This window comes from Rhizobium sp. NPDC090279, assembly GCF_044769665.1.
Lineage (GTDB): Bacteria > Pseudomonadota > Alphaproteobacteria > Rhizobiales > Rhizobiaceae > Rhizobium.
This window is the reverse complement of record NZ_JBIVYI010000002.1, coordinates 396300-421024: the sequence shown is the minus strand read 5'-3', so window position 1 is coordinate 421024 and position 24725 is coordinate 396300. Positions and strand designations below refer to the sequence as shown.

General features: G+C 61.5%; 20 protein-coding genes. 10 read left to right on the top strand and 10 right to left on the bottom strand.

The features are described 5' to 3' along the window. Positions 1-4: 4 nt before the first annotated feature. Positions 5-883: a phosphotransferase gene (locus ACIQWP_RS06120; protein ID WP_402783501.1), complete on the bottom strand. Its 879-nt coding sequence runs from the start codon at positions 881-883 to the stop codon at positions 5-7. Positions 884-1195: 312 nt separating this feature from the next. On the opposite strand from ACIQWP_RS06120, the gene ACIQWP_RS06115 reads away from it, so the two are divergent. Further along, positions 1196-2005 carry a DeoR/GlpR family DNA-binding transcription regulator gene (locus ACIQWP_RS06115; RefSeq protein ID WP_402783499.1) on the top strand — a complete coding sequence of 270 codons (810 nt, stop codon included), beginning with the start codon at positions 1196-1198 and terminating at the stop codon, positions 2003-2005. Between the two features lie 84 nt (positions 2006-2089). On the opposite strand, the gene ACIQWP_RS06110 is transcribed toward ACIQWP_RS06115, so the two are convergent. Next, positions 2090-2971: a LysR substrate-binding domain-containing protein gene (locus tag ACIQWP_RS06110; RefSeq protein ID WP_402783497.1), complete on the bottom strand. Its 882-nt coding sequence runs from the start codon at positions 2969-2971 to the stop codon at positions 2090-2092. A gap of 116 nt (positions 2972-3087) precedes the next feature. Between ACIQWP_RS06110 and ACIQWP_RS06105 the strand changes: the two genes are divergently transcribed. Continuing rightward, positions 3088-4110 carry a YeiH family protein gene (locus ACIQWP_RS06105; RefSeq protein ID WP_402783495.1) on the top strand — a complete coding sequence of 341 codons (1023 nt, stop codon included), beginning with the start codon at positions 3088-3090 and terminating at the stop codon, positions 4108-4110. Here the strand turns inward: ACIQWP_RS06105 and ACIQWP_RS06100 are convergent. The 6 genes from ACIQWP_RS06100 to ACIQWP_RS06075 all read right to left on the bottom strand — a co-directional run bounded on the left by ACIQWP_RS06100 (position 4073) and on the right by ACIQWP_RS06075 (position 14482). Continuing rightward, positions 4073-5905, bottom strand: a complete 1833-nt coding sequence (locus ACIQWP_RS06100) for an EAL domain-containing protein (RefSeq protein WP_402783493.1) — start codon at positions 5903-5905, stop codon at positions 4073-4075. The two genes, ACIQWP_RS06105 and ACIQWP_RS06100, sit on opposite strands and share 38 nt — an antisense overlap. A gap of 127 nt (positions 5906-6032) precedes the next feature. Then, positions 6033-7817 (bottom strand): IlvD/Edd family dehydratase, encoded by a 1785-nt coding sequence (locus ACIQWP_RS06095; protein ID WP_402784360.1) that lies wholly within the window; start codon positions 7815-7817, stop codon positions 6033-6035. A gap of 7 nt (positions 7818-7824) precedes the next feature. Then, complete coding sequence (locus tag ACIQWP_RS06090) at positions 7825-8709, bottom strand: NAD(P)-dependent oxidoreductase (protein WP_402783490.1); 885 nt, start codon at positions 8707-8709, stop codon at positions 7825-7827. A gap of 273 nt (positions 8710-8982) precedes the next feature. Next, the gene (locus tag ACIQWP_RS06085) at positions 8983-12180 is read right to left on the bottom strand and encodes an efflux RND transporter permease subunit (RefSeq protein ID WP_402783488.1); all 3198 of its coding nucleotides are present in this window, start codon (positions 12178-12180) and stop codon (positions 8983-8985) included. 130 nt (positions 12181-12310) lie between these two features. Then, positions 12311-13498 carry an efflux RND transporter periplasmic adaptor subunit gene (locus tag ACIQWP_RS06080; RefSeq protein WP_402783486.1) on the bottom strand — a complete coding sequence of 396 codons (1188 nt, stop codon included), beginning with the start codon at positions 13496-13498 and terminating at the stop codon, positions 12311-12313. 171 nt (positions 13499-13669) lie between these two features. Then, positions 13670-14482 (bottom strand): alpha/beta hydrolase fold domain-containing protein, encoded by an 813-nt coding sequence (locus ACIQWP_RS06075; protein WP_402783484.1) that lies wholly within the window; start codon positions 14480-14482, stop codon positions 13670-13672. 234 nt (positions 14483-14716) lie between these two features. On the opposite strand from ACIQWP_RS06075, the gene ACIQWP_RS06070 reads away from it, so the two are divergent. Then, complete coding sequence (locus ACIQWP_RS06070) at positions 14717-15628, top strand: LysR substrate-binding domain-containing protein (RefSeq protein WP_402783482.1); 912 nt, start codon at positions 14717-14719, stop codon at positions 15626-15628. Positions 15629-15829: 201 nt separating this feature from the next. Here ACIQWP_RS06070 and ACIQWP_RS06065 read toward each other — a convergent pair whose 3' ends face one another. Beyond that, the gene (locus ACIQWP_RS06065) at positions 15830-16288 is read right to left on the bottom strand and encodes a carboxymuconolactone decarboxylase family protein (RefSeq protein ID WP_402783480.1); all 459 of its coding nucleotides are present in this window, start codon (positions 16286-16288) and stop codon (positions 15830-15832) included. 134 nt (positions 16289-16422) lie between these two features. Here ACIQWP_RS06065 and ACIQWP_RS06060 point away from each other — a divergent pair, with 134 nt between their 5' ends. Further along, positions 16423-17307, top strand: coding sequence for a sigma-70 family RNA polymerase sigma factor (locus tag ACIQWP_RS06060; protein ID WP_402783478.1), 885 nt, complete (start codon positions 16423-16425; stop codon positions 17305-17307). Between the two features lie 106 nt (positions 17308-17413). Here ACIQWP_RS06060 and ACIQWP_RS06055 read toward each other — a convergent pair whose 3' ends face one another. Beyond that, positions 17414-18175, bottom strand: a complete 762-nt coding sequence (locus ACIQWP_RS06055; protein WP_402783476.1) for a helix-turn-helix domain-containing protein — start codon at positions 18173-18175, stop codon at positions 17414-17416. 139 nt (positions 18176-18314) lie between these two features. On the opposite strand from ACIQWP_RS06055, the gene ACIQWP_RS06050 reads away from it, so the two are divergent. The 6 genes from ACIQWP_RS06050 (at position 18315) to ACIQWP_RS06025 (ending at position 24689) form a co-directional block, all read left to right on the top strand. Next, positions 18315-19262, top strand: a complete 948-nt coding sequence (locus ACIQWP_RS06050; RefSeq protein ID WP_402783474.1) for a DMT family transporter — start codon at positions 18315-18317, stop codon at positions 19260-19262. Positions 19263-19346: 84 nt separating this feature from the next. Further along, on the top strand, positions 19347-20069 hold the full coding sequence (locus ACIQWP_RS06045) for a GntR family transcriptional regulator (protein ID WP_402783472.1): 723 nt from the start codon (positions 19347-19349) through the stop codon (positions 20067-20069). Positions 20070-20171: 102 nt separating this feature from the next. After that, entirely contained in the window at positions 20172-21452 is a 1281-nt protein-coding gene (locus tag ACIQWP_RS06040) for a cysteine desulfurase-like protein (RefSeq protein ID WP_402783470.1), read from the top strand. A 174-nt stretch (positions 21453-21626) separates the two neighbouring features. Next, the gene (locus ACIQWP_RS06035) at positions 21627-22403 is read left to right on the top strand and encodes an HpcH/HpaI aldolase/citrate lyase family protein (protein ID WP_402783468.1); all 777 of its coding nucleotides are present in this window, start codon (positions 21627-21629) and stop codon (positions 22401-22403) included. A 194-nt stretch (positions 22404-22597) separates the two neighbouring features. Continuing rightward, a complete protein-coding gene (locus ACIQWP_RS06030) occupies positions 22598-23806 on the top strand; it encodes a pyridoxal phosphate-dependent aminotransferase (RefSeq protein WP_402783466.1) in 1209 nt (402 codons plus the stop codon). Positions 23807-23891: 85 nt separating this feature from the next. After that, entirely contained in the window at positions 23892-24689 is a 798-nt protein-coding gene (locus ACIQWP_RS06025; RefSeq protein WP_402783464.1) for an ABC transporter substrate-binding protein, read from the top strand. The last annotated feature ends 36 nt before the right edge of the window (positions 24690-24725 follow it).

Genomic DNA, 24725 nt, shown 5'->3' with positions numbered 1-24725 from the left:
CACCTCAAGACTTGCGAAAATCCTGCCAGGCGCTCTCAAAGCGCCGCAGATTTTCAGCTGTATAGGAAGAATAATCGAATTCGATGTCGGAATGGATTTCGGAAACCATGCTCCACATCGTCTCGCGCAGGAGAGAAGCGCATTTCATCGCCTGATAACGTCGCCGCAGATCATCGCTGGCGGGAGCCTCGAAATAGGCCTCCAGCATCGCGTCTTCCTGCGCCTCGGAGAATTCATTGTTGGAGGCGAGGCCGCCGAGGTCGAAGAGCGGCGTGTTGAACCCGGCATAATCCCAGTCGATCAGCCAGAGCCGTTTGCCGTCGTCGAGGAAATTCGCGGCCAGCAAATCATTGTGGCCGAAGGCGATCTCGAAAGGCCCGGCCTCGCGTTCCAGCTGCTCAGCGATCTCCAGGAAGGAAGCCAGGATCGGCTTGTGCCGGCTGCCGCTTGCATCGAGCGCCGCCGCATAGTCTCTGACCACATGAAAGACCCAGAAGATCGCCGCCGGCCCGCGAAAATGCCGGCCAATATCGCGATGACAGGAGCGGACAAGGCGCACGACCCGCCCCATCATACCCGGTTCACGAATATCGTCGGCAGACAGCGGCTTCGCGTCGATATAGTCAAGCACCATGATGCCCGGCTGGTGATGGATGACGGCGGGCGAAAGGCCAGCCGCATGGGCAGCCCGGCTCGCCGCCACTTCGTTTGTGCGGCTGATATGATGGACGGGAATATCCGACCCCAGCCGCACGACGAAGCGCCTGCCGTCATTGCCGACCAGATAGTTGCGATTGGTGATGCCGCCGACGAGCGGTGCGATGTCGATCGGCCCGCGCCAGATGCTGAGAGAATGTATCCTGTCTTCCGCCGTCGCAGTCATTCCCCCTCCGGTCCTACTGCTGCGCATCCTTCATATGCGGAAGGTTCCCCACAAAGGCAAAGCTGTCAAGAACCATCCCACAAAATGAAACGAATATTTGGCTTTTTGTTGGAATCAAGCAGCCATCTCCAATTAGATGAGCTATGGATATCCTAAAGACTGCGCTTCACCGTAGGTGAGATTTGTCTTAAAAACTCAGGCGCGCAGCAACCCTGTTAGGGTTGCGCGCATTGACACCTCTGGCGGCAACACGACCGGCCAGTCGAAAGCTGCGGAAATTTGGGATCAATACCCTCAATAGGATCAGGAACCATGTCGGGCATATCCCAGCCACCGCTTCACTCCAATCATCGCGAGCGCGAGATCCTGGAGGAGCTGCGTTTGGCCGGCGGTGCGAGCCGCATCCAGTTTTTGGCCGAACGGCTCGGCGTTTCGGAGGAAACCATCCGCCGCAATATCCGCAGCCTGGAGACCAACGGGCTTGTGACAAAGGTGCATGGCGGGGTCCATCTCAAGGACTCGATGAATGAGCCGCCGCTGCACTTGCGCATGAACGAGAATGCGGAAGCCAAGCGGATGATCGCTGCCGCCGTTGCCGCCATGATAGAGGATGGCGATGCCCTTTTCCTCGACGTCGGCTCGACCACCGCCTTCATTGCCGTCGCGCTGCAGAAACACCAGAACCTTTTCGTCGTCACCAATGCCATCGCCGTCGCTCACGCGCTTGCGACCCGCAACGGCAACCGCGTCTTTTTTGCGGGCGGCGAGCTGCGCGGTCACGACGGCGGCACCTTCGGCATGGAAGCGGCCAATTTCCTGCGCCGCTTCAACGTGCGCCACGCCATTTTATCGGTCGGCGCCATCAACGCGGCCTCGGGCTTCATGCTGCACGATCTCGAAGAAGCCGAATATTCACGGGAAGCGGCGAGCCGTGCCGAAAATCGCATCGTCGTCGCCGACAGCGCCAAATTCGGCCGCAGCGCGCCGATCGTCCTGAGCGAGCCGGCAACCTACGACGTGTTGGTCACCGACGACACGCCGCCGGCTGATATTCGCGCCATGCTGGAGCGCAACGAGATCGAACTCGTCATCGCCAACCGACAGCGCGGCGAGCGAAGATAACCGGCTGCAGATCGGCGCCATCAACCATTGTCCGCATCCACTTGATACCCCGTTCCGGTCCGTTTCGGAAATTATAGGGCTGCACTAACCCTTGCACATCGCCTCGAGCGTCTGGGCGGCCTTGCTGGCATGGCGCTCCTTGTGGCGCAGCAGCCGGAAGCTGCGGACAGGCAGATCGAAGGTTGCCTGAACCAGCAACCCCTGCCCGAGATAGGCTCTCGCCGCAGCACTGGAAATGGCTGCGGCGCTTTGTCCGGTGCAAACCGCGGAAAGCACGGCCTCATTCGAGGGAAGGACGAGCGCCACGTCGAGATCGCGCGGCGACGCACCAAGTCTCGCAACCGCATTCTCGAATTCCGAACGCGTGCCCGAGCCCTCCTCCCGCATCACCCAGGATGTGCCGGTGGCAAGGTCCGCGGCGGCCAGTTGACGCCCGTCCGCCCAGGGATGGTGTGGCGGCACGACGATGACGAGCGCATCCTGGGCAACGATCTTCATCGACAGCGCCGGTGCATCCACCTCGCCCTCGATGAAACCCAGCTCGGCCGCACCGTCGATGACGGCCTCGGTGACGGTACGGGTATTGCCGATCGTCAGATCCAGCTCGATGCCGGGATAATCGCGATGGAAGCGCATCAGCAGGGGTGGCAGCCAGTAGCTGGCGATTGTCTGGCTGGCATAAAGACTGAGGCGACCGCGCTGCAGCCCGCCCAATTCCGAGAGCATAAGTTCGGCCGAGCGCACGCGCGCCAGTGTCGCCTTGGCTTCGCTCAGGAAGGAACGACCGGTCTCCGTCAGCTCGATCCGCCGCCCGACGCGATGGAAGAGTTCGACGCCGTAATAGGCTTCGAGGTTCTTGATCGCCGAGCTGACGGCAGACGGTGTCAGGTGGATGGCTTCAGCCGCATGCGTCAGATGTTCCCGTTCCGCAACGGCGACGAAAATGGCGAGTTGTTCGAAGGTCATGGGAAATCATTCTAATTTATCGAACGAAACATAGGATAATATTCGATGGATGTCGACATCGGCAGATGAGACTTTCTCGTCGTCACCAAATCATAACAAACGAACGACGGCACAACATGTCCATTGCTCAACGCGCAAACATCATCCTTCCCGGCCTCGCACTCACCTCGGCCGTGGCGCTTCTGGCCTATGCGGCGGAGCATGTTGAAACGAGCCTTCTCGGCGGCCGGTGGATCGAGAGCCTGGTGCTGGCCATCGCGCTCGGTATAGCCGTCTGCACGATCAGGCCGCTGAAGCCGTCCATGAAACCGGGTATCGATTTCAGCGCCAAGTTCCTTCTGGAAATCGCCATCGTCCTCCTCGGCGCCTCCATCAGCCTGTCGGCCATTCGCGGCGCCGGCGTCTGGCTGATCGCCGGCATCGCCATTGTCGTCGTGCTGTCAATCGCCGCCACCTATATGATCGGCCGAGCGCTCGGCCTGCCGCCGAAGCTCGCAACCCTGATCGCCTGCGGCAATTCGATCTGCGGCAACTCGGCCATCGTTGCCGTTGCCCCGGTCATCGAGGCGGATTCGCAGGAGATCGCCGCGGCGCTGGCCTTCACCGCCGTCCTCGGCATCGCCGCCGTGTTCCTGCTGCCGTTTTTCTATTTCCACTTCGGCATGAGCGTGCCGCAATACGGAACCCTGGCGGGATTGACCGTCTATGCCGTGCCGCAGGTATTGGCCGCGACCGCGCCTGTAAGCCTGCTCGCCGTTCAGACCGGCACGCTTGTCAAGCTCGTCCGTGTCCTGATGCTGGGTCCAGTCATTTTCTTGCTCGGCATCATCACCAAGACCGAGGCGGCAGGGACGGATGGACGCAGCGGCCATCACCATTCGCTGGTTCCCTGGTTCATCTGCGGCTTTCTGGGGCTGATGGCGCTGCGCTCGTTCGGCCTTATTCCGGATGCGCTGGTGACACCGATGGAAACGGTTTCCGGCATCCTGACCGTTATCGCAATGGCAGCCCTCGGTCTGTCGGTGAACATCCGCTCCGTCGCCCATGCCGGCGGCCGGGTCATCACCGCAGCGACGCTGTCGTTGCTGACGTTGGGCGCCATCAGCTACGGTCTGATTGTCGCCCTACAGATCCAGTAGCATGTGCGGCAACGCCGGCCGGGGACCGGCTCGGGCTCGACGCCTGGGCTGACTTCAGCAAGGCGACCGTCTCGCCTTCCGAAGAGGGATAGCCGATAGCATAGCCCTGAAGTTCGTCGCAGCCGACCTCAGCCAAAATGCGAGCATGATCCTCGGTCTCGACCCCTTCGGCAACCACCTCGACATTCAATGTGCGTGCGATTTCAATGATCGAGCCGACAAGGCGCCGCTGCTCCTCCGACACCGTCACCGCGGTCACCAGCTGCCGGTCTATCTTCAACCGCTTCGGCTTCAGCTTGACGAGGCCGATCAGCGACGCATGGCCCGAGCCGAAATCGTCGATCTCGATATCGATCCCCATCTCCTTGATGCCGGCAATATTGGCAAGCACCGTGTCGTCGGGATCATCGAGGAAAATGGTCTCCACCAGCTCGAAAGCGATGGCGTGGCGCGGTATTCTGAGCGCCAGCAATCCGTCGATCAGATCGGGGTCGGCAAGCCGGCGACCGGAGATATTGACGGCGATGCGCGGCGGCGAAAGCCCCTGCGAAACCCAGGCTGCCCGGTCGGCCAGCGCGCGCTTCAGCACAGCGGCGTCGATCTCCGCGGTAAATCCATATTCATCGGCCACCTTGAGAAAGGCGACGGGGCTCAGCAATCCCCTTTCCGGATGCCGCCAGCGTGCGAGCGCCTCCAGTCCAACGATGCTGCGGCTGCGCGCATCCACCTGAATCTGATAGAAGGGCTCGATCTGCCGCAATACCGGCGCCAATCGCAGCTCGTCGGCCAGACGGCGCTCCGCATGCAAATCGGACTGTAGCTGCGGCGTAAAGAACTCCACCCTGTTGCGGCCGAGTTTCTTCGCTTGAAAAAGAGCGACGTCGGATTCCGCCAGCAGATTGCCTGCGCCGCTCGTCTGACCCAACGCCACACCGATGGACGCGCCGATCTTCAACATCTCGTTGCCGAAACGCACCTCCCGGCGCAATCGCGAAAAAATATTGTCCGCAATCGCCGCGAGCCTTTCGATGCTGGCGACATTGACCAGCACGGCCACGAATTCATCGCCGCCGATACGGGCAACGATGTCGTTGGCGGTAATCGCTCCGGAAATGCGCGCAGCAGCGCTTTGCAGCGTGGCGTCACCGGCCGCATGGCCCCATTTGTCATTGATCTCCTTGAACCCATCGAGATCGATATGGAGCACGGCCAAGGTCGCGACGGACGCATCCTTGCGCAACTCGGCCAGCCGCCGGTCGAAATAGCGGCGATTGGGAAGGCCCGTGAGATAATCGTGATCGGCGGCATGCTCTATTCGCGCGCGACTCTGCTCCAGCGCGACGGCGCGCGCTTCGGCGATGGCTTTCTGACTGGTCAGTTCGCGATTGAGCAGAACGTCGGCCGTGACGTCCCACTCGGCACCGATAAAGTAAGGCGCACCCTCGGTATCCTCATAATAGTGCGCGCGCGAACGCAGGTGGCGCACCTCCCCTTCAGGAAGGATGATGCGGAACTGGGAATTGTAGAAGCCCTTCTTTTCAAGGGCGATATCGAAATCCCGGACTGCCCTTTCGACATCCTCGGGATGCAATGCGTTCATCCACACGTCGGACGAAACCCTGCGCTCACGGCGCCCGGTGCCGTAGAGCCTGTGCATCTGCGGGTCCCAGAGCAGCTCCTGTTCCTTGACGTTGTGCTGCCAGACGCCGATTTGAGACGACTCCAGCGCTAGCTCCAGCCTTCTCAAAAGGTCCTGGAACTCTTCTTCGCTTCGCCCTGATGTCGCCTCTGCCAAAGAGTTCCACCCCCTTCGGAAACTGAAGAGACTGCATAATTGCCACCAAGTATATAGGCACTACACTCTTTCATGAACTTTAATGGCCGCGCATTGGCGTTCAGCCAGTAATTTCCGGAAATCCAGCCTAGTGATTATGCCGTGGCGGAGTGACGGCGATGTTGCGGAAATCGGCAGCGCCGTCGAGGACCGCTCCGTCGGAGAGCTGCGTAACCGAACGACGGTAGATGCGCTGCCACGGCGTCGCATCAGGTGGAACCGGTGGGATGCCGTCACCCTTGCGCCGCTCGATCTCCGCCTCGTCCACCAGCATATCGCAGCGACCGTGATTGAAATCGATGCGGATGGTGTCGCCGGTCCTGAGCCAGGCAAGCCCACCGCCGGCAGCGCTCTCCGGCGAGGCGTTGAGGATCGAGGGGCTGTCGGCCGTGCCCGACTGGCGTCCGTCGCCGATTGTGGGAAGGCTCCGGATGCCGCGCTTCAAAAGCGCGTCCGGCGGCTGCATGTTGACGACTTCGGCAGATCCCGGCCAGCCGATCGGCCCGGCCCCGCGGATGACGAGAATGGTCCGCTCGTCGATGCCGAGTTCGGGATCATTGATGCGCTTGTGATAATCCTCCGATCCGTCGAAGACGACGGCCCTGCCCTCGAATACGCCTTCGTGGCCGGGCTCCTGCAGATAACGGCTGCGGAAATCCTCCGACACGACGCTCATCTTCATGATGGCGAAATCGAACAGATTGCCCTTCAGAACGAGGAAACCGGCACGCTCCTTTAGCGGTTCGGCGAACGGAAGGATGACCTCGCGATCTGTCGCCTCGCGGCCCCTCAGGTTTTCCGCCATCGTTTTGCCGGTCACGGTCGGACAGCTTCCGTCCAGCTTGCCGGCCTGCAGCAGCTCCCACATGATGGCCGGAACGCCGCCGGCGCGATGGAAGCGTTCGCCGAGATAGGCGCCTGCCGGTTGCACATTGGCAAGCAGCGGAATGTCGAAGCCATGTAGCTGCCAGTCATCCGGGTGAAGCTCGACGCCGGCATGTTTGGCCATGGCGGCCAGATGCGGCTGCGCATTGGTCGATCCGCCGATGGCGGAGTTGACTCGAATGGCATTGAGAAAAGCCTGACGCGTCAGCACGTCGGATGGCTTGATGTCCTCAAGCACCAGTTCGACCGCACGGCGACCTGTGCGATAGGCCATCTGTCCGCGCTCGCGATAGGCGCCGGGTATGGCGGCGCAGCCGGTCAGCGACATGCCGAGCGCCTCGGCCATGGCGTTCATCGTCGAGGCCGTGCCCATCGTATTGCAGTGACCGATCGAGGGCGCCGAGGCGAGAGAGGCCTCCATGAACTCCTCTTCGTCGATCTCCCCGGCCGCCAGCTTGCGGCGCGAGCGCCAGATCACCGTACCGGAACCGGCAAGCTCGCCATCATGCCAGCCATCGAGCATTGGGCCGCCGGAGAGAACGATTGCCGGAATATTGACGGTGGACGCCGCCATCAGCGCCGATGGCGTGGTCTTGTCGCAGCCGGTGGTCAGCACGACGCCGTCGAGCGGATAGCCGTAGAGCACTTCCACCAGACCGAGATAGGCAAGGTTGCGGTCAAGTGCTGCCGTCGGCCGCTTGCAGTTTTCGAAGATCGGATGGGTCGGGAACTCGATCGGAATGCCGCCGGCATCGCGAATGCCGTCGCGGACGCGCTTGGCAAGATCGAGATGGTGGCGGTTGCAGGGTGTGAGGTCGCTGCCGCTCTGGGCAATGCCGATGATCGGCTTTCCCGACCGCAATTCCTCGGGCGTGATGCCGTAGTTCATGAAGCGCTCGAGATAGAGCGCCGTCATATCGATATGATCGGGATTGTCGAACCAGTCCTGCGAACGCAGACGACGCTTGGATGCACCCTTATCGCTCATCTCTTCCTCAAGCCTTTCCTCGGGCATTCTTGTCTTCCAGATGCTGCAGCAACCCGCTGTGATCCTGCTCGCCGCCACCATTTTCCACGAATTCGGCAAACTCGGCCCGGACAACTTCGGTCAAAGGCAGACGAAGCGACAGGTTCTGCGCAGCCGCGAGTGCCGTATCGAGATCCTTCAATTGATTGCGGGCGGTTCCGCCCGGCTCGAAATTACGCTCGATCATGCGCTGACCATGCAGTTCCAGAATCCTGCTTTCGGCAAAGCCGCCACGAATGGCGGCGCGAAAAGCCTCGCGCGAGCCGCCGCCGGCCTCGACCAGCAACATCGCTTCCGCAACGGCGCCGATGGTTACAGCGACGATCTGCTGATTGCCGAGCTTTGCGAGCTGTCCGGTACCGCTCGGGCCGACACGGGTCACGCGCCCGAGAGGCGCCATGATATCGCGAACGCTGTCGATGACCTCGGCATCGCCGCCTGCCATGATCGCAAGTGTTCCCGCCTCCGCACCCACGACACCGCCGGATACCGGAGCATCGATATGCCTGATGCCGCGCTCCGCGAGCTTGAAGGCATGTTCGCGGGCAACAGCTGGCGATATCGAGCTGTTGTCGATAACGACCGCTCCAGCCTCCAGCACGTCCGCCACACCGCTGCCGAAGAGAACCTCACCGACGGCGCCGCCATTGGTGAGCATGGTGAAAAGTACCGATACTCCCCGCGCCGCCTCCACCGCCGTATCGGCGACGGTTGCGCCATCTGCGGCCAGAGGTTCCGCCTTGCTCCGGTCGCGATTCCAGACGCTCACCGCGAAACCGGCGGCCAAGAGCCGCCGCGCCATCGGCGCCCCCATCAATCCCGTACCTAGAAAGGCGATCTTCTTGCCGCTCATAGCCTATCCTCCGAATGGAACGCGCGGGCGTTGCAGCAACATGCTATCGCTCTTTCGGCCCTTGCGCCAACGGCCGCTCCTCACGCCCGATGTACGTCAATCAATTCGTCCAAGAGTTTGATAAACCTATGGTGCCAGCATGCAAAGGAAATCGGTGGCCTTGCGGCAAAATCTTCGCAGGCCGAATCCAAAACAAGCCGCATAAGGAAAAGGCGGGACCTTTCGGTCCCGCCCATGGCCTGTCGAGCACTGGAGTACTGTTCGGCACGGCCTCTATTCGGCGGCGATCGGGAGTACCTCCGCCGAATGTTCGTTATCGTTGTGATGGTGCTGCTTCAGCGGACGGTTGCCCGTCAGCGTGCGGATCAGCACGTAGAACACCGGCGTCATGAAGATGCCGAAGAAGGTGACGCCGATCATGCCGGCAAACACCGCGACACCCATGGCGGCGCGCATCTCGGCGCCGGCGCCGGTCGAGGTGACCAGCGGCACGACACCCATGATGAAGGCCATGGAAGTCATCAGGATCGGGCGCAGACGCAGGCGGCTGGCCTCGATTGCGGCCTGGACCGGCTTGCGGCCTTCCAGCTCCAGCTCGCGGGCGAATTCCACGATCAGGATCGCGTTCTTCGCCGACAAGCCCACCAACACCATCAAGCCGATCTGCGTGAAGATGTTGTTGTCGCCGCCCGTCAGCCAGACGCCGGTCAGGGCGGCAAGCACGCCCATCGGTACGATCATGACGATCGCAAGCGGCAGGCTGACGCTCTCATACTGGGCAGCCAGCACGAGATAGACGAGCAGCAGGGCGAGCGGAAAGATGACGATGCCCGAGCTGCCGGCGAGAATCTGCTGATAGGTCAGATCCGTCCATTCGAAGCCGATGCCCGTAGGCAGCGTTTCGTTGGCGATCCGCTCGACGGCAGCCTGTGCCTGACCGGACGAGTAGCCTTGTGCCGGACCGCCGTTGATATCGGCGGCGAGGAAGCCGTTATAGCGCGTCGTCCGTTCAGGTCCCGTGCTGGCCTCGACCTTCAGCAAAGCCGAGAGCGGGATCATCTGGCCCGACGCCGAGCGAACCTTCAGCTGGCCGATATCGCTTGCATGCGAACGGAACTGGGCGTCCGCCTGCACACGCACGCTGTAGGTGCGGCCGAATGCGTTGAAGTCGTTGACGTAGAGCGAACCCAGATAGATTTGCAGCGTATCGAAGACGTCGGTCACCGAGACGCCGAGCTGTTCGGCCTTGGCGCGATCGAGGTCCGCATAGAGCTGCGGCACGTTGATCTGATAGCTCGAGAAGATGCCCGCAAGCTCCGGCGTCTGATAAGCCTTGGCAAGAAACGCCTTGTTGGCCTCGTCGAGCGCCAGGTAGCCGAGACCGGCACGGTCCTCGATCTGCAGCTTGAAGCCGCCGGTCGTACCGAGGCCCTGAACGGGCGGCGGCGGGAACATGGCGATAAAGGCGTCCTGAATGCCGGCGAACTTCTGGTTCAGCTGCATGGCGATGGCGCCACCCGACAGATTAGGCGTCGTGCGATCCTCGAATGCCTTCAGCGTCACGAAGACGATGCCGGCGTTTGAAGAGTTGGTGAAGCCGTTGATCGACAGGCCCGGGAAGGCGATCGCATGTTCGACGCCAGGCTGTTCCAGCGCGATCTTGCTCATCCGCTGGATGACGTCATCCGTGCGGTCGAGAGTCGCCCCATCAGGCAGCTGGGCAAAGCCGATCAGGTACTGCTTGTCCTGCTGCGGGACGAAGCCGCCCGGAACCGCCTGGAACAGATAGTAGGTGGCACCGATCAAGGCCAGATAGACGACCATGACCAGGCTCTTCACCGACAGGATGCCACCGACACCCTTGCCGTAAGCGGAAGAGCCGCGATGGAACACCTTGTTGAAGCCACGGAAGAACCAGCCGAACGCGAAGTCCATCACCCGCGTCAGCATATCCTTCGGCGCATCGTGACCCTTCAGCAGCATTGACGCCAGAGCGGGAGACAATGTCAGCGAGTTGAAGGCGGAGATGACGGTCGAGATCGCGATCGTCAGGGCGAACTGGCGATAGAACTGACCCGACAGGCCGGAGATGAAAGCCAGAGGCACGAAGACGGCAACCAGCACCAGCGCGATCGCGATGATCGGGCCGGACACTTCCTTCATGGCGCGATAGGTCGCGTCGCGTGGGCTGAGACCATTCTCGATGTTACGCTCGACGTTTTCGACGACCACAATCGCGTCGTCCACGACGATACCGATCGCCAGCACCAGGCCGAAGAGGCTGAGTGCGTTGATCGAGAAGCCGCAGATATACATCACCGCGAAAGTACCGATGATCGACACCGGAACCGCGATCAGCGGGATGATCGAGGCACGCCATGTCTGCAGGAACAGGATGACGACGATGACGACAAGCACGATGGCTTCGAGCAGCGTGTGAACGACCTTGTCGATCGACGCGCGCACGAACTGCGTGGTGTCGTAGACGATCTCGTACTTCACACCATCAGGCATCGCGGTCTGCAGCTCGTTCATCGTCTTGACGACGTTGTCCGAGATGGTGATCGCGTTGGAACCCGGCGACTGGAAGACCGGAATGGCCACAGCCGGCTTGCCGTCGAGCAGCGAGCGCAGCGAATAGTCAGCTGCACCGAGCTCGATGCGGGCGACATCATGCAGGCGCGTGATCTCGCCGTTGCTGCCGCTCTTGACGATGATGTTGCCGAATTCCTCCGGCGTTGTCAGACGGCCCTGAGCGTTGACGTTCAGCTGGACGTCGATGCCGGGAACGCTCGGCGACTGGCCGATGATACCGGCAGCGGCCTGGATGTTCTGCGCGCGAATGGCGTTGGCGATATCGCTTGCGGCGAGACCGCGTTCGGCGGCCTTCTGCGGATCGACCCAGACGCGCATCGAATAGTCACCCGAGCCGAACACGCGAACCTGGCCGACACCGTCGATGCGGGCGAGCCGGTCCTTGATGTTCAGGGTGGCGTAGTTGCGCAGATAGGTGATGTCGTAGCGATTGTCCGGCGAGATGAGGTTGACCACCATCATCAGGTCGGGCGAACTCTTGACCGTGGTGATACCGAGATCACGCACGTTCTGCGGCAAGCGAGGCTCGGCCTGCGAGACGCGGTTCTGCACGAGCTGCTGCGCCTTGTCCGGGTCGGTGCCGAGCTTGAAGGTGACGGTCAGCGTCAACAGACCGTCCGATGTCGCCTGGCTGCTCATGTAGAGCATGCCTTCGACGCCGTTGATCTGCTCTTCGATCGGCGTTGCCACCGTCTCGGCGATGACCTTCGGATTGGCGCCCGGATATTGGGCGGTGACGACGATCGACGGCGGCACGACTTCCGGATATTCCGAAATCGGCAGCAGCTTGAGACCGATCAGGCCGGCGACCACGATGAGGATCGACAGCACCCCGGCGAACACCGGACGGTCAACGAAAAATCTTGAGATGTTCATGGCAGAACCCTCTCCATGGGTGAATCACGGGACACGAAGTCCGGGCCCGCGGCCCATCGAGGCGCCACGAGCATTGCAAAATCGAAGCATTGAAACGGCGGCCGGAAGCTAAGTCTTCCGGCCGGATGAATTACTTGGCAGCGACCTTCTCTTCCGGCTTCGGATCGACCACGGCGCCCGGGCGAACCCGCTGCAGGCCGTTGACGATGATCCGATCACCGGCACTCAGGCCCGACGTGACGATGCGCAGGCCATCGGCGGTATCACCGAGGTTGACCGGGCGATATTCGACCTTGTTGTCTGCGCCGACCACGAAGACGAACTTCTTGTCCTGATCGGTGCCGATCGCACGCTCGCTGATGAGCAGCTTGGTCTCCGCCTTCGGCTGGCCCATGCGAACCCGCACGAACTGACCGGGGATGAGGCGTCCGCCCGGATTGTCGAAGACGGCGCGAACGCTGACGGTACCGCTCGCCGCATCGACTTCATTGTCGATCAGCTGCAACTTGCCCTTGATCGGCGTGCCGTCATCGCTTGCCGTGCCGATCTGCACCGGGATCTGCTCGACCGGAGGAACCGCGCCGCCAGTAGCCGGCAGTTCGGACAGCGCCTGGGTAACGGTCTGCTCGTTGGCGTTGAAGCTCGCGTAGATCGGATCTACCGAAACAAGCGTCGTCAATGCGGAAGAGGACGCGCCAGCGGCAACAAGGTTACCGACAGTGACAGCGATTTTACCGACGCGACCGGCAATCGGAGCGCGGACCTGCGTGTAATCGAGATTCAACTGCGCTGTCTGCAATGTTGCTTGTGCCGCCTTCAGGTTGGCCTCAGCCGCTGCGTAGTTGCTGGCACGCGTGTCCATGTCGCTCTGCGAGATCGTCTTGTTGTCGAAGAGCTTCTGGCCGCGATCGACCTCGACCTTGGCCAGATTAAGAGTGGCTTTCGCCGCGCCGACCTGCGCCTGGGCCTGAGCGACGGCCGCCTCATAAGTTGCGGGATCGATCGTCACCAGCAGGTCGCCCTGCTTGACCAGGGCGCCTTCGCGGAAATGCACGGACTGAATTGCGCCGGCAACACGCGGCCGAACTTCGACCCGGTCGATGGCTTCAAGCCGGCCGGAAAACTCCTGCCAGGACGTGATGTCGCGCGGCTCCACCGCAGCAACGGTAACGGGAATGGCAGGGGGTGCCGCTTGGCTCGCCGTCTCGGTTGCCTGGGCGCCGCGCGGCAGCTCCAGATAGAAGGCTGCGCCTGCAACAGCCGCAGCAACACCCATGCCGGCGCCCCACAGGGCCCAGCGCTTGTCGTTGGACTTCATGTTGGTTTCTCCTTTGGCTCCGTCTTGGGATACGGGACCGAAAATTCCTATCGTCTCAATAAAATCGGGGGCCGAAACGTCGCGCAGCCGCGTGACCATCGCTCCGGTCTTGTGCTTTCGACCTCTCGTCCAGCCCGCGCTTATCCCTAGCGGACGGGATACCCTAGTCGATCAAGCCTGCACGTCTTCGACAAAGCTTTTGAAGCAACAGCATACATCCTGTCGCCATGAAGGCCTGTCTTTCGACTGCCCGCCATAAAGAGTGGGCCAGCCTGTCCCGGCGGGGAGGACTTGCTGGCGAACACGGACGCCAGCCGCTTTCAGCCGACTGCCGTATTCCATGCTCTCGTCGCGGAGCGGGTCGTCCTCGGCCGTGAGCACCAATGCCGGCGCGAGGCCCGAAAGCCGCGAACAGTATCGAGGCGCTGCATAAGGATGACAGACACCGCCCAGGAAACCCAGGTAACGGTTCCAACCCTCCGTCCAGCGCTCGCGCATGCCGCTTTCCTCCGCCTGGAGGAAAGATTTCGAGCCCATGAAGGGATCGAGCAAAGGCGATATCAACACCTGTCCGTCCAACGAACCGGGTATCTGATCGCGCGCCTTTAAAGCGACACCCGCTGCAACATTGCCACCCGATTCCTCTCCGGCGACAAACAACAGCGATTTCTTTGCCCCACCCAGCGCAAGCATGTTCCGCTTGTTGCTGAGATAGGCGAGAAGCCCGTAGGCGCATTCCAGCACCTTCGGAAAAGCATTCTGATTGCAGCTCGTATAATCGGCTGCAACCACGATGGCACCGGCCTCGGCGAGGCTTGCCGCCACCGGTCTCTCGGTCGCGTGACAGGTATCGAGAAAGGCGCCTCCGTGCAGATAGAGCACAAGGGGTGCCGCCTTCTTCAAACCTTCACCGTTGTAGATCCGAGCTGCCACCGGCCCCGTGGGCACGTTTTCCAGCACAACATCTTTCCACGGCGCACTCATCGACCCAATTCCCTGTGTGTTCGAGTAAACATGATCCAATGCAGCGACCGTTTAGCACGCCTTGCAATCACATTCCCGATAATGCGGTTTTCAGCGCCCCCGTGCCGCATTGCAACAATCTTGAAAAGAACATATTGTTATTCCGCTTCGAGAATAAGTAGCCTATATTCGATCAGACTATTCACGATTACAAACAATCGACCTCTTTTCATCGTGGTCGAGGGATATCATGGAATGGATCAGTTATCAGCAATGCGGGCGTTCGCGCGCGTGGTGGAAACGGGTAATTTTACCCGCGCCGCAGCAGCCCTTTCCATGCCGAAGGCAACGGTGACGACGCTCATCCAGTCGCTCGAGGCCCATCTGCACGCCAAGCTTCTGAACCGGACGACCCGGCGCGTCATGGTGACGACCGATGGCGCACTCTATTATGAGCGCGCCATCCAGCTTCTCTCGGAGATCGAGGAGCTGGATGGCAGCATCAGCAATTCGCAGAGCCTGCCGAGCGGCCGCCTGCGCGTCGAGATGGCCGGCGCCTTCGCCGAAAAGATCGTCATGCCGGCGCTCTGCGATTTCCACCAGCGCTATCCCGATATTCATATCGACCTCGGCGTCGGCGACCGGCTGGTGGATTATCTCGCCGAGAATGTCGATTGCGCGCTGCGCGCCGGCATGCCGAGCGACCAGTCGCTGATCGCTCGCCGCGTCGGCGAGATTCATCTCGTCACCTGCGCAGCTCCCATCTACATCGAAAAGCACGGCGTTCCGGAACGGCCAGAAGAGCTGGAGACCAAACATTATGCGGTCAGCTATTTTCGCGCGCAAACCGGCCGTACGATTCCTTTCCTGTTCGAACGCGGCAACGAATCGCTGGAGATCACCCCGCGCTACATTCTCTCGGTGAATGACAGCCGCAGCTATCTGCAGGCAGCCATGACCGGGCTCGGCATCGCGCAAGTGCCAAGTTTCATGGCGCGGGATGCGCTAGCCAAGGGCGACCTCGTGCCCGTCCTCTCCGGCTGGACCCGGCCGACACTGCCCATGCACATCGTCTATCCACCCAACCGACATCTGAGCAACAAGGTACGCGTTTTTGTCGACTGGCTGGCGAAATTGCTGGCGACCTCGCGGGTCGGAGAAGCTTGAAAGGTGGGCCACCTTCTTTTCCGGCAAAACGGGACGATTGGATGCGGGGCACCCCCTTCTCCCCTCGGGGAGAAGGTGCCGTCAGGCGGATGAGGGGGCATCCACAATCACAAAAGCTGACGACTTCAAAGCGGTTATCCCCTCATCCGACCCTTTGGGCCACCTTCTCCCCGAGGGGGGAAGGAGAACTTTCACAACTGTTTAATTCCAGGAAGCACCTGCCGGCTGACGAACCGTCGAGTTCAGCCGGTTCCAGACATTGTCGATCGCAATTGCAACGATGAGGACAGAGAGTGCCTTTTCGTCATAGTGTCTCGTCGCCTCGTTCCAGATCTCGTCGCTGACGCCATCCGGCCGGTCGGCAAGCCGGGTGACTGCCTCGCCAAGCGCAAGGGCCGCGCGCTCGGCATCCGAAAAATACGGCATTTCGCGCCATGCGGAGACACCAACGATACGCTCCATCGTTTCGCCCGCTTTCTGCAGCTTGCGAAAGCCCATGTCGGTGCAGACGCTGCAGCCGTTGATCTGGCTGACGCGCAGATGCACGAGGTCCATGGTATTTTCCGAGAGACCACGATCCTTGATCGAATGGATGACGGCCAGGAGCGCCTGCAGGGTTTCGGGCAGGACGAGAACGGGGTTCTTCATACGAGCTTGCATGCTTGTTTCCTCTTGTTGTTAAGAGCCTGTTGCGGCTCTTCTCCCGACGATGCACTTTCCCGCCGATCCGATGTCACACCGGCCGGATTTCGTTCGTCATGGGTTTGACGGAACAGGATGAGGAGATGTGACCGATGGACGAAAAAAACTGGCAGGCTGAAAAATTCGAGGCAAACCGGCCGCATCTGCGCGCCGTCGCCTACCGCATGCTCGGCTCGCGCACGGAGGCGGAGGATGCGGTGCAGGAGGCCTGGCTGCGCCTGAGGAGGAGCGATACGTCCGACATCGATAATCTCAGCGGCTGGCTGACGACGGTGACGGCCCGCATCTGCCTCGACCTGCTGCGCTCGCGCAAATCCCGCCGCGAGGAACCATTGACCCTTCGCGTCCGCGAGCCCGCAGTTGCTCACGAAGCCGGAAACGGCACCGACCCGGAACAGGACGCATTGCTGGCGGATTCCGTCGGCCTCGCCCTCCTGGTGGTCCTGGAAAAGCTCAATCCAGCCGAACGGCTTGCTTTTGTTCTGCACGATATGTTCGACGTGTCCTTCGACGATATCGCCCCGATTCTGGGACGCACGACGGTCGCGACACGCCAGCTCGCAAGCCGCGCCCGCCGCCGCGTGCAAGACACACCATCGACGACGGAGGCCGATCTCACCCGCCAGCGCCACGTCGTCGACGCCTTCTTCATTGCCTCGCGTGACGGCGACCTGCAGGCGCTGCTCGCTGTCCTCGATCCCGAAGCCGTCTTCCGGCCGGATGCGGTTGCGGCCCGCATGGGATCGGCCGGCGAGATCCGCGGACGCATCGACGTTGCCAAGACCTTCCAGGGGCGCGCACGTGGAGCCCGGCTGGCTGTTATCAACGGCGCAGTCGGAGCCATCGTTGTTATCGACGGGCAGCTGCGCATCGCCCTTCGCTGCACCCTCAATGCCGATGGCATGATTACTCTTATCGACGCGATGGCCGATCCGGAAGAACTGCGCAAGCTGGAGATCGTGCTGATCGAGCCGTAGAGCATTTCCGCTTTTCCCCGTATCGCGAAAACGCTCTATCTTCTTGTTTCTTTGCGCATTCCGGACGGAAAACCGCTGCGCACTTTTCCTGGAAACGCTCCGAGACCTATCGCATCTGCGTCGGGCTCGTGCCCGTCAGCCGACGAAACATCGCAATGAAGGCCGACGCATTGCTGTAGCCCAGCTGTAATGCGATCCGATGCACCGGCTCGCCAGCCTCGACCATCGACAGCGCGGCGACGAGCTTCAACCGCTGACGCCACTCGTTGAAGGAAAGGCCGAGATCATCCTGGCAGCGGCGCGACAATGTGCGCTCGGTCGTTCCCATCCGGCGCGCCCATTCCGCGAGGGAGTGCCGGTCGCCGGGATCGGATTGCAAGGCGCTCAGCACCGGAGCGAGCAGCGGATCGTCGGAAAGCGGCAGGTAGCTTTCGCAGCGCGGCGCCAGGCGGATCTGGTCGACCAGAACCTGCGCCAGCCGCAGGTCTTCCGCGGTTTTCGGCATCGTCACATCGCGGGTCGCGAAATCCGCGAGGATCGCCTTCAGCAGCGGGCTGATACTGAGGGTCGACGGCTTGTCGGGCAGATCGCTGCAGAGCGCGCGTTCGACATAGACTGTCACATAGCGCAGATCGTGCTTGTTGTGAGCGCCATGCATCGTATCCGGCGGCAGCCAGATGGCGTAGTGTGGTGGCGACAGATAGCGCACGCCCTGGATATCGAACTCGCAGACGCCGATAAGCGCATAGTTGAGCTCGCCCCAGGGCTGGCTCCCTTTAGGAAAAACCGTGCCTGCCCTATAATTTTCGGTCCGAAAGGAGACCGGTTGCGGTGGGTCGCCCTCGATGCGCGGGTGCCTGTCTGACATGTCCTCATTTCACTACCGGATGTCTTAATCTCGTTATATACCAGTATTCAGACAAGGAGTAGAAGATCCTCGCACGGGCGAACCCTATCAGCCCTCCTTCATTTCCCATTGAAGTCAGATCGACGCCGGGAGCCTTCACATGAGCAGTCAGCCGAATTCCTCCACATCCATTGTCAGCACCGCCGGACTGGCGCCATTACTGACCGTGCTGATCTGGTCCGGCAATGCCGTCGTCACCAAGGCATCCGCCGGGCTGATTTCGCCGGGCTCGATATCCCTTTATCGCTGGCTGCTCGCCTTCGTCGTGCTTCTTCCCTTCGTTGGCCGCGCCGCATGGCGCAATCGGGCACAATTGCGCGAGCATTGGCTGAAGCTCGCCATTCTCGGCGCTCTTGGCATGGTGATCTACCAGAGCCTCGCCTATGAGGCGGCCAAGACCACCTCGGCCGTCAACATGGGTGTGATGCTCGCTTTGATGCCGCTGCTGTCGACATTTTTCGCCAGCCTTCTCATCGGAGAAAAGCTGAGCATCGCCAGCATTGCCGGGGGCGCCATTTCGCTGATCGGGCTCATCTACCTGACGTCTCAAGGCGATCCGATACGGCTGGTCAATGGCGGTCTCCATGTCGGCGACGGCCTGATGATCATCGCCGTGCTCGCCAATTCGCTCTATGGCGTGATGTTGAGACGCTGGGCGATGCCGCTTCCGATGTGGCAGCAGCTCTTCTGGCAGATCGGTTTTTCGACCGTGCTGTTGATCCCGGTCTTTTTGATGGGCGATATCTCGCCGATCACGACGGCAAATCTGCCGCTGATCCTCTATGCCGCGATCCCGACATCGCTGATCGCCCCCTTCTGCTGGATGATCGGCATCCATAAGCTCGGAGCGGGCCGCGCATCGCTGCTGATCAATCTCCTGCCGATCATCGTTGCGGCGCTGGCCTGGGCACTGCTTGGGGAACAGCTGCATTCCTATCATGCGATCGGCGGTGCGCTTGCCCTCATCGGCGTCGGCCTCGGCTTACGCAAGGCTCCAGCAAAGAATGATGCGGCCGATGAGGCAAGCTGGGAGGCCGAGGAAGCCTGAGCGCCCGATCCGGGAGGCCCCTTTCCTTTCGCCTGCCCTTCGTTCTACCATGAACGAGTCCCCAAAAGCGGAGAGGAAGCGAGCGTGCGCATAGCCCTGGAACCGGTGTCCTCCAGAACGACGATCCAGGAGAGCGTCTATCAGCAGCTCAGAAACGCCCTCATGGCCGGCAATTTTGACCCCGGCCAGACGCTGACCATCGCCTCGCTCGCCGAAACCTTCGGAACCAGCAACATGCCGGTGCGCGAAGCGCTGCGCCGGCTGGCCGCCGAAAACGCCCTGGAAGTCGCAGCCAACGGCTCGGCCCGCATTCCGATCGTCACGCTCGCCCGGCTCGACGATCTCTGCCGCGCCCGCATCGCCGTGGAAGGGCTTGCCGCCGAACTCGGCATACCGAACCTCACGCCGACAGACATCGCGACGCTCGAACGGATCGCCGGGGAACAGCATGTCATCGGCCTCGGCGCCAATGTCTACGATCTGATGGCCAAGAACCAGCAGTTCCACTTCACCATCTATCGCGCTTCCGGTTCCGAGGTGCTGCTGCAACTCATCGAAACACTGTGGCTGCGCTTCGGCCCCTACATGCGCATGCTCTCCGCCTCGGTCGAGCCCCTGATGCGCAGCGGCGAGCTCGACCCCGCCGGCCAGCATGTCCCGATCGTCAAGGCATTGAAGGCCGGCGACTTCGTCGGCGCCCGGGACGGCGTCGTCGCCGACATCAGCCGCACTCACGAAATTCTCCGGGATTATTGCCCGGCCACGCAGGAAGAACCGCGCAAGGGTTCCGGCTCAACCCGCCGCTAAGCCTCCAAACAGAGATTGAGGAATTTGGTTGAACCTTAAAGTATTTTGTGATCAAATGATCAAAATAGAGGTTTCAATCCCAACATCCAGAGCGAGATCCCCATGAGCTCCGCCGCTTCCGCATCGCAATTCGCCGGTCACAACAGCTTCCCGGTCAACGAGGTCCGCGCCATGTTCCCGGCCATCCAGAAGGCCGGAGACTTCGTCTTCCTCGACAATGCCGGCGGCGCACAGGTGCCGCAGACGGTCGTCGATGCGGTCGCCAATCATCTCATCGATTTCAATGTCCAGCGCATGGCGAAATACCAGCACAGCCAGGGCGTCGACCGCAATCTGGAGGAAGCGCGCGAAAGCGTCGCCATGCTGGTCAATGCCTATCGCCCGGAGGAAATCTCCTTCGGCCAGAACGCCACCTCCTTCATCCGCCTGGTGAGCCTCGGTATTGCCAAGCTGCTCGGCGAGCGCAACGAGATCATCGTCACCGACATGGATCACGACGCCAACATCGCCACCTGGATGGCGCTTGAAGGCGACGGCGCCAAGATCGTCTGGTGGCGGATGCGCGAGGACGGCACGCTGCATGTGGAAGACCTGAAGCCGCTGCTCAACGACAAGACCCGCCTCGTCGCCTGCACCGTGACCGCGCATTCCATCGGCACGATGGTCGATGTCGCAGCCGTCTGCAAACTGGCGCAGGCAGCCGGCGCCGAAACCTTCCTCGATTGCGTCCATTACGGCCCCCATGGCCTGATCGACGTGCAGGCCTGGGGCTGCGACTATCTCGTCTGCTCCGGCTACAAGAATTTCTCGCCGCATATGGGCTTCCTCTGGGGTCGCTACGACGCGCTGGTCAAGCTTCCCACATTCAAGGAAGACTTCATTCCGGACGTGCCGCCCTACAAGATCGAAGTCGGCACCTTCACCTATGAGAACGTCGCCGGCATGAATGCGGCGGTCAAATATCTCGAAGGCCTTGGCCGCCGTTTCTTGTCCGCAGGCGAGCATAGCCGCCGCGAGGCGCTTGCCGCCGCCATGGGCGCCATCCGCCAGTACGAGTTGATGCTCTCGCGCGAGATGATCGCGGTCTTGAAACGCCACGGCGCGGTCATCTACGGCATCTCCGACGAGGCTCGGCTGGAACAGCGCGTTCCCACAATCTGCTTCAACATGCCTGGCATCACCCCGCAGGAATTTGCGGACGAGATGGGCAAGCAACGCATCGGCCTGCGCGACGGTCACATGTTCGCCCCCCGCCTGATGAAGCGCCTCGGTCTCTCCATGGAAACGGGTGCCATCCGCGTGTCGCTGGTGCATTATAACAAGATGGAAGAGATCGCGCGGTTCGACGCGGTCCTGACCGACATCATGGCGCGGCGCAGCTAAGCCGTGCCTGTGAGCGGTGGCGGCGCCCGAACAACTCCGCCACCGCAATGCCTTCGTGCCGTCATCATGATCGGCACGGAAAACCGCCCTCAATTCAGGGCAGATTGCCGCTTCGCACTTGTATCTTTTCGGTCTATCCCTCGCTGAGGGGACCGCTGAAATGGGAGGATGACGTTGAGCGATTTCCGCCGGAACTGTATCGAGCGCAAGCCGCTCATCGGCACGTTTGCGGCAATCCCGCATCCCGTCGCCATCGAGGTCACGGCAGCTTCCGGCGTTGATTTCCTCTGCATCGACTGGGAGCATTCACAGATCAGCCGCGAGCGTATCGAGGATCTGATCCGCGCCGCCGACGTCCATCGCGTTCCCGCCATGGTCCGCGTGCCGGGACATCAGGCCGAGGACATCGCGGCCGTTCTGGATGCGGGTGCGGCGGGCGTTCTCGTGCCCCGCGTCTCGACGGCGGAACAGGCGCGCGCTGCCGTCAAGGCCACGCGCTATCCCCCGCTAGGCGCCCGCGGCGTCGGCCCGGGTCGAGCCGCCGCCTATGGCTACCGCATTCCGGATTACCTCGCCAACGCCAATGAGGCGCTGGTGCTCGCCATCCAGGTCGAAACGGCCGAGGGGCTTGCCAATATCGCCGAAATCGCTGCCGTCGACGGCGTCGATCTGATCTTCATCGGTCCCGGTGATCTCTCGGTCTCGATCGGCGCCATGGGACCGGCGGGCAAGGACAGGCTCGATGCGGCGATCGGCACAGTCACAAAGACCGCTCTGTCCGCCGGCCGCGCGGTCGGCATCTTCCGCCCTTCGCCCGATGATATCGGCGCGTGGGCGCAAGCCGGCATAAGCTTCTTCATGCTCGCGAGCGACACGATGTTTCTGGGCGCCAGCCTGGCGGCCGGCGTCGATGCCGCAAGGGCGGCCAAGCACGCAGAAGAGAAGAACTAAAGCTGATTTTTATCAGAGTGTTACCGCATGGAATGGCGACGTGAAATTGAGCGGGAAGGTAGACTTTTTAAGCTTAAAATTTGTCCTTGAAATGCAGCTGTTTTTGGATAACCATTCGAAATTGAGGGGTTGCTTGAGCGAAAGCTGCTGCAACTGTTTGAGCTCCTCAACACCGAATTCCCAGGGGAAATTCCTTGTCTCTTCTACCGCAGCATAACTTGCCGAACGCGATGTCAAGCCGCGATGCCCTCGAAGGCATTCGCGCTCAGATCCGCGACATGCGCACCGACAATATCGCCGTGCTTGCCAAGCGCGCCCGCGAGCTCGGCGGCGTCATTCCGCTCTGGTTCGGCGAAGGCGATATCGTGACGCCGGATTTCATCCGCGAGGCTGCAAAGAAGACGCTCGACGACGGCGCCACCTTCTATGTTCCGAACATGCGCGGCCTGGCGACGCTGAACGAAGCGCTGTCGGACTATCAGACGCACTGGCATCAGCGCCCGATCCCGATCGAACGCACGACGGTCGCCCCCGGCGGCATGCAGGCGCTCTACATGGCGCTCGAACTACTCGTCGATGTCGGCACCAATGTTGTCTACGTCGCGCCGCAATGGCCAAACATCCACAACGCCATCCACCTGATCGGCGGCGAGCCGCGCGCCGTGTCGCTTGATTTCGACACCGATTGGCGCCTCGATCTCGACAAGCTCTTCGCGCGCTGCGACGCCCGCACCCGCGCGATCTTCCTGTCGACACCCGCCAATCCGACGGGCTGGACAGCCTCGCGCGAGGAAATGCAGGCGCTCTTGGATTTCAGCCGCCGCACCGGCATCTGGATCATCTCCGATGAGGTCTACGCCCGCCTCTATTTCGACGGCGACATCGCCCCTTCGATCCTGCAGGTCGCCGAGGACGGCGATCGCGTGATCGCGATCAACAGCTTCTCCAAGGCCTGGGCCATGACTGGCTGGCGCGTCGGCTGGCTCACGCACCCGTCGGCCATCGCCGACCAGCTTGGCGCGATGACGCAGTATATCAACAGCGGCACCTCTGCCATGGTACAGGCCGGTGCCGCCGCGGCTCTGCGCGAAGGCGAGCCGCTGGTCGCCGAGATCCGCGGCCGCATCAAGGCCGGGCTCGATCTGGCCTATGAGAAGCTGCCGAAGATACCGGGCATGATCCTTCCGGAGAAGCCGCGCGGCGGCATGTACGCCTTCTTCTCGTTGCAGGGCGAGCCCGATGCGACGGCGCTCTGCGAGCGTATCCTCGAAACGGCCCGTGTCGGCCTGGCGCCGGGATACCACTTCGGCGACTCGTCCCGCGCCTTCCTGCGCATGTGCACGTTCCGCGAAACAGAACAGATGCGCATCGCGCTCGACCGGATGGTCAACGCGATGACATGATACGGCCGCCCGACCGGGCGGACGAGGAATATCCGCGGGTGAGAGGAAAAGCCCGTAGCCATATAACCAGAGGGAGACCAAGAAAATGCCCATTACTCGTCGCAGTCTGCTGGTCCTAGCGACCGCCGTCGGCCTGGCCGGCGGAAGCCACTTTGCGTATGCCGCCGATGTCTTGAACGTCGGTTCCTATCCGAACAATCCGCCCTTCGAATACAAGACCGCAAATGGCGGCTTCGAAGGCTTCGAAGTCGATGTCGTCAACGAAGCGGCCAAGCGCGCCGGCATGACCACAAACATCGCCGACTATGGCTTCCAGGCCCTGTTTGCGGCCACGAGTTCCAAGCGCATCGACGTGGCGATCTCGTCTATCACGATTACGCCGGAACGCCTGAAGTCGCAGTCCTTCACGCAGCCCTATTACGACTCCGACATGGGCGTCGCCACCAAGGAAGGCACCCCGATCAAGACGCTTGCCGATCTCAAGGGCAAGACCGTTGGCGTGCTGTCCGGATCGACGGGCGAAAAATGGGTCAACGACAACAAGGCGGCGCAGGGCTTTGCCGACGTCAAGGGCTACAACTCGCAGCAGGACATGTTCCTCGATCTGGGCGCCGGCCGCATCGACGCCGTCGTCAGCGACATCCCCGGCATGCAGTACCTCTTCGTCAAGACCAAGGGCTTTGCCATCAAGGATCGCATCAAGACCGGCGAGCAGTACGGCCTGATGATGACCAAGGATTCACCGCTCGTCGCCAAGATCAACGACGCCATCACCGCGATGAAGAAGGACGGCACGCTCGAAAAGATCCACGAGAAGTGGTTCGGCGGCAAGGCTCCGGCGGGCTCCTCCACCGTCACCGAATTGCCGATCCCCAAGGCGTGATCAAAAGATCATCGTTGACATGAATTTACGCCGGCC

What these genes read in the sequence shown, in the direction of transcription:
- ACIQWP_RS06120 (WP_402783501.1), bottom strand. Translation starts at nt 883, where the DNA reads ATGACTGCGACGGCGGAAGACAGGATACATTCTCTCAGCATCTGGCGC.
- ACIQWP_RS06115 (WP_402783499.1), top strand. Translation starts at nt 1,196, where the DNA reads ATGTCGGGCATATCCCAGCCACCGCTTCACTCCAATCATCGCGAGCGC.
- ACIQWP_RS06110 (WP_402783497.1), bottom strand. Translation starts at nt 2,971, where the DNA reads ATGACCTTCGAACAACTCGCCATTTTCGTCGCCGTTGCGGAACGGGAA.
- ACIQWP_RS06105 (WP_402783495.1), top strand. Translation starts at nt 3,088, where the DNA reads ATGTCCATTGCTCAACGCGCAAACATCATCCTTCCCGGCCTCGCACTC.
- ACIQWP_RS06095 (WP_402784360.1), bottom strand. Translation starts at nt 7,817, where the DNA reads ATGAGCGATAAGGGTGCATCCAAGCGTCGTCTGCGTTCGCAGGACTGG.
- ACIQWP_RS06090 (WP_402783490.1), bottom strand. Translation starts at nt 8,709, where the DNA reads ATGAGCGGCAAGAAGATCGCCTTTCTAGGTACGGGATTGATGGGGGCG.
- ACIQWP_RS06085 (WP_402783488.1), bottom strand. Translation starts at nt 12,180, where the DNA reads ATGAACATCTCAAGATTTTTCGTTGACCGTCCGGTGTTCGCCGGGGTG.
- ACIQWP_RS06080 (WP_402783486.1), bottom strand. Translation starts at nt 13,498, where the DNA reads ATGAAGTCCAACGACAAGCGCTGGGCCCTGTGGGGCGCCGGCATGGGT.
- ACIQWP_RS06075 (WP_402783484.1), bottom strand. Translation starts at nt 14,482, where the DNA reads ATGAGTGCGCCGTGGAAAGATGTTGTGCTGGAAAACGTGCCCACGGGG.
- ACIQWP_RS06070 (WP_402783482.1), top strand. Translation starts at nt 14,717, where the DNA reads ATGGATCAGTTATCAGCAATGCGGGCGTTCGCGCGCGTGGTGGAAACG.
- ACIQWP_RS06065 (WP_402783480.1), bottom strand. Translation starts at nt 16,288, where the DNA reads ATGCAAGCTCGTATGAAGAACCCCGTTCTCGTCCTGCCCGAAACCCTG.
- ACIQWP_RS06060 (WP_402783478.1), top strand. Translation starts at nt 16,423, where the DNA reads ATGGACGAAAAAAACTGGCAGGCTGAAAAATTCGAGGCAAACCGGCCG.
- ACIQWP_RS06055 (WP_402783476.1), bottom strand. Translation starts at nt 18,175, where the DNA reads ATGTCAGACAGGCACCCGCGCATCGAGGGCGACCCACCGCAACCGGTC.
- ACIQWP_RS06050 (WP_402783474.1), top strand. Translation starts at nt 18,315, where the DNA reads ATGAGCAGTCAGCCGAATTCCTCCACATCCATTGTCAGCACCGCCGGA.
- ACIQWP_RS06040 (WP_402783470.1), top strand. Translation starts at nt 20,172, where the DNA reads ATGAGCTCCGCCGCTTCCGCATCGCAATTCGCCGGTCACAACAGCTTC.
- ACIQWP_RS06025 (WP_402783464.1), top strand. Translation starts at nt 23,892, where the DNA reads ATGCCCATTACTCGTCGCAGTCTGCTGGTCCTAGCGACCGCCGTCGGC.